Origin of the sequence: Acidiphilium sp. AL (genome assembly GCF_025499445.1) — a bacterium.
Classification (GTDB): Bacteria; Pseudomonadota; Alphaproteobacteria; order Acetobacterales; family Acetobacteraceae; genus Acidiphilium; species Acidiphilium iwatense.
The window spans coordinates 1-8,366 of the sequence record NZ_JAIMBZ010000073.1; the positions used below are offsets into that span (position 1 = coordinate 1).

At 65.4% G+C, this 8,366-nt stretch carries 8 protein-coding genes and 4 pseudogenes; 5 read left to right on the forward strand and 7 right to left on the reverse strand.

Annotated features, from left to right (window positions below):
* Positions 1-212 precede the first annotated feature (212 nt).
* Positions 213-686: a hypothetical protein gene (locus AiwAL_RS19285; protein ID WP_262313388.1), complete on the reverse strand. Its 474-nt coding sequence runs from the start codon at positions 684-686 to the stop codon at positions 213-215.
* Between AiwAL_RS19285 and AiwAL_RS19290 the strand changes: the two genes are divergently transcribed.
* Entirely contained in the window at positions 685-954 is a 270-nt protein-coding gene (locus AiwAL_RS19290; protein ID WP_235706080.1) for a hypothetical protein, read from the forward strand. The genes AiwAL_RS19285 and AiwAL_RS19290 overlap by 2 nt on opposite strands.
* Complete coding sequence (locus AiwAL_RS19295; RefSeq protein WP_235706079.1) at positions 951-3,077, forward strand: AAA family ATPase; 2,127 nt, start codon at positions 951-953, stop codon at positions 3,075-3,077. Before AiwAL_RS19290 ends, AiwAL_RS19295 begins: the two co-directional genes overlap by 4 nt.
* A 657-nt stretch (positions 3,078-3,734) precedes the next feature.
* On the opposite strand, the pseudogene AiwAL_RS19300 reads toward AiwAL_RS19295, so the two are convergent.
* From AiwAL_RS19300 to AiwAL_RS19315, 4 genes and pseudogenes are all read right to left on the reverse strand, one after another.
* A pseudogene (locus AiwAL_RS19300) lies at positions 3,735-4,049 on the reverse strand (zinc-binding dehydrogenase); the annotation flags it as partial.
* Between the two features lie 55 nt (positions 4,050-4,104).
* Positions 4,105-4,512: pseudogene (locus AiwAL_RS19305) on the reverse strand (nitrilase-related carbon-nitrogen hydrolase); the annotation flags it as partial.
* A complete protein-coding gene (locus AiwAL_RS19310) occupies positions 4,487-6,127 on the reverse strand; it encodes an amidohydrolase (protein WP_262313389.1) in 1,641 nt (546 codons plus the stop codon). The pseudogene AiwAL_RS19305 and the gene AiwAL_RS19310, both read right to left, overlap by 26 nt.
* A gap of 36 nt (positions 6,128-6,163) precedes the next feature.
* Positions 6,164-6,337, reverse strand: a complete 174-nt coding sequence (locus tag AiwAL_RS19315; RefSeq protein ID WP_235706077.1) for a hypothetical protein — start codon at positions 6,335-6,337, stop codon at positions 6,164-6,166.
* 197 nt (positions 6,338-6,534) lie between these two features.
* On the opposite strand from AiwAL_RS19315, the gene AiwAL_RS19320 reads away from it, so the two are divergent.
* The gene (locus tag AiwAL_RS19320; RefSeq protein ID WP_235706076.1) at positions 6,535-6,690 is read left to right on the forward strand and encodes a hypothetical protein; all 156 of its coding nucleotides are present in this window, start codon (positions 6,535-6,537) and stop codon (positions 6,688-6,690) included.
* Between the two features lie 60 nt (positions 6,691-6,750).
* Here the strand turns inward: AiwAL_RS19320 and AiwAL_RS19325 are convergent.
* Positions 6,751-6,921 (reverse strand): annotated as a pseudogene (locus AiwAL_RS19325) (IS5/IS1182 family transposase); the annotation flags it as partial.
* Between AiwAL_RS19325 and AiwAL_RS20500 the strand changes: the two are divergent.
* Positions 6,887-7,267, forward strand: coding sequence for a hypothetical protein (locus AiwAL_RS20500; protein ID WP_407932574.1), 381 nt, complete (start codon positions 6,887-6,889; stop codon positions 7,265-7,267). The pseudogene AiwAL_RS19325 and the gene AiwAL_RS20500 overlap by 35 nt on opposite strands.
* Positions 7,268-7,333: 66 nt before the next feature.
* Complete coding sequence (locus AiwAL_RS20505) at positions 7,334-7,741, forward strand: hypothetical protein (protein ID WP_407932573.1); 408 nt, start codon at positions 7,334-7,336, stop codon at positions 7,739-7,741.
* Here AiwAL_RS20505 and AiwAL_RS19335 read toward each other — a convergent pair.
* A pseudogene (locus AiwAL_RS19335) lies at positions 7,730-8,227 on the reverse strand (integrase core domain-containing protein); the annotation flags it as partial. The gene AiwAL_RS20505 and the pseudogene AiwAL_RS19335 sit on opposite strands and share 12 nt — an antisense overlap.
* Positions 8,228-8,366: the final 139 nt, after the last annotated feature.

The window sequence follows — 8,366 nt, forward strand, 5'->3', positions numbered from 1 at the left end:
GCAAGAGATTTCGGCGGCGCGCAACAATCGGAATCGGAACCGGGCCGCCAGGATTCCTTCCGGAATGCCGACAGGCCTCAATCGATTCTTCGGCTAAATGGCGCCTGCGGCCTCAAAATGAGGGGAGACATGAGGCTGGGCGCCTGCCTGAACTGATGCATGATGCAGCTTGATCCATAGCCGTTCTCCATTCTTATTTTTACCCAGCCGATTTATAATGCAGGCCAGATTTTAGCACGGTCACCGCTGCCATCATTTGCCGCCGGGCGTGGGTGTAGGACATGGGCATGGGCATGGGCATGGGCAACGATTACCTCGGCCAGCGTCTCCGCTCCCAGAGCCGCCAGAGCTTCAAGCGTTATCGACTTGCCGCATGCCATCGAGGGCAATCGCATGAAGATGTCCTGCATCTGTTGGCTGACTGGCGAGAAGATCACTCCACTCGTCGATCGAGCGGCACTGCGAGGCAATGCCCAATCTCGGCTTATTACGACCACTTCTGACGTAGCCGTGTGATTTATAGTCCTCATGACGTAGTCCTTCGAGATCGCCGTTTCCTTGTCGCAAACCTGGCGGATCGCCGGGGCAGAATTGCTCTGCCCGCCGCCCGGGTCTGCGATGGAGATCGCGATGTTCAAATCCCATGCCGCTTTTCTCATTCGTTTTTCGCAGGAGGCGACGACCATGCTCGACTGCTCCCGCCACGATGCCGCGCAGGCGGCGTTCCGTGCCGTCGTGCGCGCCGGCGCCGCATCCAGCCTCGATTTCGCACATGTGCCGGTTACCATCGCCGGCGGCAACTATGCCGCCTCGGCACGTGTGATGCCCTCCGGGACGCTCATGATCGAGCTCGACGCCGTGCCGCCCTGCCTGACGCCCCGCGTCATCACCGGTGACGCCTGGCGCGCCGGGTTGCTTCAGGCACGCGCGCATGGCGGGAAGGCCGTGCGATGAGCCCGGCCAAAAATCCGTTGCCGTCGTGGTTGCTGGAAGAGATGGACGATTTCGACGGCGAACCCGAGGTGGAGGGGGCCAACGCGGCGTTGCTGCTCGCCTACGCGCATAACGTGATCCGCGCTGTCGAACCCGCCTCGGACGAAGCCGAGGTGCTGGTCGGCTGGCTGGCGCGCAACCACACGCGGCTGAAGCTGGACAGTCGATTGTTCACGCCCGGCGATGCCGACCGCAGCGAGCGTCGCAAGCGCGGCCGGCCGATCGGCGCTGCCCGCTGGCAGAATCTGGCGGCGGCATTGGCGGCGCGAACCAAAGGCGCATCCGGCGCCCTGCCGCCGGTCGCGCTGGAACGCGGCTTTGCCCGGGTGACGCAGACGCTCGGTCTCGAAGGGCTGGACGAGGCGCTGTTCTGGCTGGTCTACTGCTACCGGCTCGACAACCGGTTCGAGCGCCTGTTCGACGGGCTGGCCAACGCGCAGGGACGGCCCGGCGTGCTGCGGCGCTATCCGGATCTGTTCGCGTTGCTGACCGGCAGCAGTGCCGGCGAGATCGACGCGAGGTTCCGCGCCGAGGCGCCATTGCTCGCCTCCGGCTCGGTGCGGCTCGACGAGGACGGCGACATTCAACTGCCGTCCCGGCTGATATCCCTCATTCACGGCTGCACCCATGGCGATGCCGACGTGCGCGCCGAATTGCTCGGACCGCCCCGGCAGGCCAGCCTCGACTGGCCGGCCTTCCGTCATCTCGGCGCGCCGATCGAGATCGCGCTTCGGGTGATCGGTGCTGCGGCGGCGCGCGGCGAATCGGGCGTGCATGTGCTGCTCTACGGCCCGCCCGGTACCGGCAAGACCGAATGCGCGGCCAGCATCGCCGCCGCATTGGGGCTGAAGCTGTATGTCATCGGCGAGCGCAGCCCGTCGGGCCGCGAGCCGTCGCGCGGCGACCGGCTTTCCGACCTGCTGCTCGCGCAGCGCCTGGCCGGCCGCACCGGCGACACGCTCTATCTGTTCGACGAGGCGGAGGATCTGTTCCGCCCCCGCGCCTTCGACCGTGAGCCCGACCCCAAAATTTTCGTCCACCGCCTGCTGGAGACCGCGAAAGTGCCGACGATCTGGGCGGCGAACGAGATCGAGGCGTTTTCGCCCGCCATTCTGCGCCGGATGACCCAATGCATCGAAATCCGCCTGCCGCCGCAATCGCGCCGGGCCGATCTGTGGCGGGAACTGGCTGCGGACGAGACGGTCGAACTCGACGACGCGACGGCACGGCTTCTGGCGCGGTTGATTCCGGTCGCCCCTTCCGTGGTACGCACGGCGTTGAAGGCAACGCGCCTCGCCGGGGGCGGCGGCGCGACGGCGGAACTCGTGGCGACCGATCTCGCCCGGGCGATGGCGCACGGGCGGGCGGTCATGCCCGAACCGGCGACCGAAGCGTTCTACGAGCCTGCGCTCAGCCATGCCGATACCGATCTCGCCGGGCTGGCCATGAAATTGTCCCGGGCAGGCGCTCCGCGCAACGTCTCGCTGCTGCTGTCCGGGCCGCCCGGCACCGGCAAAACCGCCTTCGCCCGGCACCTCGCGGCGCAGATGGGGCTCGATGTGCTGCAAAAGCGCGGCTCGGACCTGTTCGGCCCTTACGTTGGAGAGACCGAGGCACGGATCGCGTCTGCCTTCGCCGAGGCGCGAACCACCGGCGCGTTCCTGATTTTCGACGAGGCGGACAGCCTGCTCGGGGAGCGCGCCGGTGCCGCACGCAACTGGGAGGTGAGCCAGGTTAACGAGATGCTGACCTGGATGGAGGAGCATCCCCTGCCCTTCGCCTGCACCACCAACCTGCCGGAACGGCTGGACCGGGCGAGCCTACGGCGGTTCCTGATCCGCGTCGGCTTCCGGCCGCTTCGGATGGAGCAGGCGGCTGAGCTGTTTCGGCGGCATTTCGGGCTGGAACCGCCGGCAGGGCTGGGGCGGTACGACCGCTTGACGCCGGCGGATTTCAGCCGGATCGCGCGACGGCGGGCGGTGCTTGGGACCGAGGACAATGCCGAAGCGCTGCTCACCGCCCTCGAAGCCGAAGCGGCGGAACGGGACGGAGCGCCCAGGCCGATCGGGTTCGGACGTGGGTGACGGCGCCGTGAGGGGCGCGGCGGATCGGGGCCAGGGCCTTGCACAACCCCGGATTCCGGGCCAGTCTTTCGCCGTGCGTTATGAACCGGCGACACGATTGTTCCAGCTCGCGATGCGCCTCGCTGGTGCCCGTGCCGGGCTATCGCTCGACGAGATGGCGGAGGCGCTCTCCATCGGCCGGCGCACCGCCGAGCGGTTGCGCGACCGGCTGGCCGAGATATTCCCGCAGCTCGAACACCTGGACGGCGACGATCACATCCGCCGCTGGCGCCTGCCGCGCACCGCGCTTCCGGCGGTGCCGGCGCGTCCCGGGGCGATTGCGACGCTGGAGACGCTGGCACGCGAACTCGACGCGAAAGGCGATGCGGCGCGTGCCGACGATCTGCGCGACGCCGCTGCCCTGATGCGCCTCGCCATGCCGGTAGCGGCCCTGCGCCGCGCCGAGCCGGACATCGAGGCGCTGATGCAGGCCGAAGGCAGCGCCGCCGCCCCCGGCCCGCGCCTCAAGCTAGATCGCGCGCTGCTTGGCGAACTGCGCCACGCGATTCTCGGCATGTATCGCATCCGGCTGAACTATCGCGCCGCCGAAGCCGAGCGGGCGAGCCCGCGCCGGCTCTGCCCCTATGCGATTCTCTATGGACGGCGGGCCTATCTGATCCGGGTCGAGATCTCCTGCCCCGCCCCCGCAACCCCGATGATCACCGACGTGCCCCAGCCCCGATGGCAGCATTCCAGCGCCTGGCGCATCACCTTCACATTGCCGATGCACTCGAAACTGTAATCCGCGCCGCCATCCGTCAGATTGACCAGGTGAGCAACCAAATCCTCGCCGGCTTCGGCGGGGTTCACAAAGTGCGTCATCCCGAACTTCTCGGCCATCGCCTTGCGCCCGTTGTTCAGATCGACGCCCACGATCATGTTCGCCCCGGCCAGCCGCGCCCCCTGGATCACGTTCAGCCCGATCCCGCCCAGCCGCGGTCAGCCAGACGCGAAAGCCGGTATCGCCGGGGCTGAAATAGAATTTCTCGGTATAGCCCGGCCCGTCAGGGATATGGGATTTGCGATAAAGCCCGACGATCTCGCCGTCGGCCTCGACGATCGCGACCGAATTGAAAAAACACTGGCCGGCACGCTCGAAAAACGAAACCGGGATGACGATCCCTCGAGCCTTGGTCAGCCGACGCAGCCGGGCGACCGCCGAATTCGCCTCGACCGCCGATGCAAGCTCGAAATGCGTGGCGATCTGATCCTGGCAGAAATAGCGCGTCTCGAACAATTCCGGCGGCAGGATCAGTCGCGCGCCGTTGTCGGCGACGCGCTCGATCAGCCCCTCGACGCGGTCGGGATTCGCCGTGCGGTCTACGCCGCATACCATCTGCACGGCGGCAACAATGATCTCGCGGGTCATCTCAGGCGCTTCGTTGAGCGGCATCATGGGTGATCCTGCCGTCCATCATGGTCAGGCGGATCGGAGCGGCGGCAAGTTCGTCGGTCGGTGCCGCGATGGGATCGACGGAGAATGCCGTGAAGTCGGCGCGCATGCCGGGGAGCAATGCCCCGGCGACCGCCTCCTCGCCGACCGCATAGGCGGCTTGGAGGGTAAGCCCGGCGAGTGACTGAAGCGGCGTGAGTGCCTGGCGCGGCTGCACCGCACTCGCTTCCTTCGCGCCGGCGAGTCTGCGGGTCCGTGCGCAGACGAGGATTTCGCGCGGATCGTAGGGGGCGATCGGCCAGTCTGAGCCGAGGACGAGCGGAGCGCCGGTCGCGGCGATGTCGGCACACCGCCACGCGCGATCAGCGCGGCATTGACCGAGCCTGATCGACCAATTGTCGGTCTGGTCGGCGCGGGTAAAGCGCACGGCGTGGGAAGGTTGCATCGAGGGAATGACAGCGGCGGCGGCGAAACGGCCAATATCCTCGTCGGGCAGCGTCTCGATATGCTCGATGCGGTGCCGCGCGGGCCCGCGAAGCGCCACCGGCACAGCGGCCAGCGTGTCGAGCACGCAGCGCACGGCGGCATCCCCGATCGCATGGGTTACCGTTTGAATCCCGCGCATGGCGAAGAACCGAACCGCGGCGGCGTAGGCGGCGACGTCCGGCCACAACGCGCCAGTTCCCTCGCCTTGGCTGTCAGGCTTGTGTAACCAGCCGGTTCCGCCGTCGATCGTGCCATCGATGAAGAATTTGGCACCCTGGATCCGCCAATGCCGCCCGGCCCGCATCTGCTGCGCCAGCACGGCATCAAGGTCCGCAGGCGTCGCGCCGGGATTGACCCAAGGATACACGTGGAGCCGAAGCGGCAGGCCTCCATCAGCTTCCAGTGCTTCGAGACAGGCCAGGCTATCGCCGTTGGCGTCCATTACATGCGCTCCGGTGAGGCCGGTCGCCGCCATGCGTGCGAGCAGTACCCGGAGCGAGGCGATGCGTTCGGCGAAGCTTCTCTGGGGCACCACCGCGCGGACCAGATCAATCGCCTCGGATTCCAGCAGCAGGCCGGTCGGTCGGCCGGAATCGTCGCAGACGATGCTCGCTGCTCCTTCAAAACGGCGCGGTCCAGTGATTCCGGCCAATGCAAGCGCCGCTTGGCTGACCACCGCCCCATGATAGTCGAAATTCATTATGAAGGTTGGCCGTCCGCCCGCCACATCCTCGATCGCCACCGCGATATCCCTGGTGCCGGCGAAGGCGATCGGATCAAGCCCGTAGCCGCGAATCCATGCATCGGGCGCGAGTCGGGCAGCCTCGGCGATGAGGATGGCGCGCAATCCTGCGATGTCGCGTGCCGGCGAGAGATCAATTCCGATATGCCAATCATTGCCGGTGACCGGGTGTGCGTGCCCATCGACTAGGCCCGGCGCGAGGAACGATCCGCCGAGATCGATCACCTCGGTTCGATTGCCGCGGAGCCGAAAGATCGTGGCGTCGTCGCCGATCGCGGCAATCGTCCCGCCATTGATCGCAACCGCACCGATCCGGGCGTGCGTCCGATGCTTCGCGTCAACGAGGTGTGCGTTGTGGAGAATCAGATCGGGCGTTTCGTTTGCGATCAAGGCGGTTGTCTCCAATCGGTCTGATACAAAAAGGATTCAGGCTTGGCCTTCGCCTGGCACGGTGAAGCCAAGCTGGTCGACCGCGACGTGCTGCGTCGTCGCGATGATGATCGCGGCGAGCAGCGCACCATTCCGTGATGCGGCGCGCCCCATCACCGTGCTAGATCCAGCCTCGGCCAGTATTTCGGCTCCGCTTGTCCCCTCGTTCATTCCGGCCGGCCCCCTCGTCGTTCTCCCTTTCCCGCGACGATATCCTGATTAGGGTAAGGGCGAGAGAGCAACTGGTGCCAAAAACTTGACCGAATCCGCCAAAATCGCAGTTTGCCGTAGTCGGAGTAGGCGGTTTTGTTCTATAGGGATGAATTGGGGAAGCGCTGTCCGCCGCCAAATCGCCGGACGGGGGGTAGATGAAAGTGATCAAGGAAACGGCCCTGAAATCGCGTATCCGTGCGATTACCCCGCAACCGGTCGTCTGCAGCCCGTGGCTGACAATGACGATGGGCCGGTCCCTGCTCGACCGCTATGAAATCGGTCTCGAGGCTACTGAGTCGTCCGTGAATTAGGCGATCCGGCAGCGCCCGAGGCTCTGGCCTGGTGAGTAGCTTGCGGCATTGAGCCAAGTCGAAGAGGGCACAAAGAAGCCTGATCAGCCAGCGACGCAGGAGGCGGAGGTTGTGCCCGGCGCCGGCGAGGACGGCGTTGATGGCATCACCGTCGACGCCGAGCAGGAAGTTCCGCCCAAGGTGGCCATCGGTCTTCATGTGGCCGATCACGGGCTCGATGGCGGCGCGTCTGCATCATGGTGGCAAACGCCGGGAGGCCGAGGCACGCGTGCGCAAGCTGCGCATCTGGCTCGGTCGCCTCGCACGCGACATCCCCTCCGCTGCCATTCCACATGCTAACGCATGCGGAACCTTGAGCAGCTCCGCCCGCAAGATCGCAGGTGATGCCGAAAAGAAGGCCGCGTTCGACGAGACGCTGGGCCTGATCAATCGCCTGCTTCGCCAGAAGCGCTCTGACCGCGGTGCCGACAAGCTCTATTCCCTGCACGCGCCCGAGGTGGAGTGCATCGGCAAGGGGAAAGCCAGGACGCGCTTCGAGTTCGGCGTGAAGGTCTCCATCGCTACCACCAATGCGTAAGCACCCGGCGATCAGTTTGTCCTCGGCATGCAGAGCCGACCTGGCAATCCCTATGACGGCCATACGTTGTCCGATCAGATCGAACAGGTCGAGCGGATCACCGGCATCACCGTCGCCCGCGCCTATGTCGATCGCGGCTATCGCGGCCACGGGATCGAAGCCGAAGGCAGAAGGATCTTCATCTCCCGCCAGAAGCGCGGCATCACCCCCACAATCCGCCGCGAGCTGCGCCGACGCGCCGCCATCGAGCCCGTGATCGGCCACATGAAGACCGATGGCCACCTTGGGCGGAACTTCCTGCTCGGCGTCGACGGTGATGCCATCAACGCCGTCCTCGCCGGCGCCGGGCACAACCTCCGCCTCCTGCGTCGCTGGCTGATCAGGCTTCTTTGTGCCCTCTTCGACTTGGCTCAATGCCGCAAGCTACTCACCAGGCCAGAGCCTCGGGCGCTGCCGGATCGCCTAGGTGTTTAGTCCCGGCATTTCGTGGAGCGGATTTAGCTTGAATCTTTCTGGCTGATTTGTCCATGCTTTGCAGATGAATTCATATGGCGTGAGGCCTTTGAGCGTTTTGAGCCGCTTGGCGAAGTTGTAAGCCGCGACGAAGCTGGTGAGGTGTCTGTTTAGCTCGTCGTGGGTCTCATAGTGGAAGCGCTTCACGGTTGCTTCCTTGATGGTTCTGTTCATTCGCTCGACCTGGCCGTTGGTCCAGGGGTGTTTCACCTTGGTTTGGCGATGTTCGATGCCGTTCTCGTCACAGACACGGTCGAAGACGTGGGTGAAGGCATAGATGTCGCAGGTCCGGTTTGCGAATTGGATGCCGTTGTCGGTGAGAACCGTATGGATTGTGTAGGGCACCACGGCGATAAGGTTGCTGAGGAACTGGGCGGCGGCCATCTTGCCGGCTTTGGGGTGAAGCTCGGTGTAGGCGAACTTGGAAGTTCGATCGATGGCAACGAAGCTACGGGATTCACGCATTTGACTGAGCCGCGATGATGAATCCTGTGGCCATGGAGGCGAAGCGTGCCCATCCGGCGCGCATGTTTTTTGGTCCTGGCGGCTTGTAGTAGCAGTTCCAGCCACCGAGGCGTGCGATGAT

Excerpts from the sequence above, each read along its gene's own strand:
- AiwAL_RS19320 (WP_235706076.1), top strand. The coding sequence starts at position 6,535 with ATGAAAGTGATCAAGGAAACGGCCCTGAAATCGCGTATCCGTGCGATT.
- AiwAL_RS19290 (WP_235706080.1), top strand. The coding sequence starts at position 685 with ATGCTCGACTGCTCCCGCCACGATGCCGCGCAGGCGGCGTTCCGTGCC.
- AiwAL_RS19295 (WP_235706079.1), top strand. The coding sequence starts at position 951 with ATGAGCCCGGCCAAAAATCCGTTGCCGTCGTGGTTGCTGGAAGAGATG.
- AiwAL_RS19285 (WP_262313388.1), bottom strand. The coding sequence starts at position 686 with ATGGTCGTCGCCTCCTGCGAAAAACGAATGAGAAAAGCGGCATGGGAT.
- AiwAL_RS19315 (WP_235706077.1), bottom strand. The coding sequence starts at position 6,337 with ATGAACGAGGGGACAAGCGGAGCCGAAATACTGGCCGAGGCTGGATCT.
- AiwAL_RS20500 (WP_407932574.1), top strand. The coding sequence starts at position 6,887 with ATGTGGCCGATCACGGGCTCGATGGCGGCGCGTCTGCATCATGGTGGC.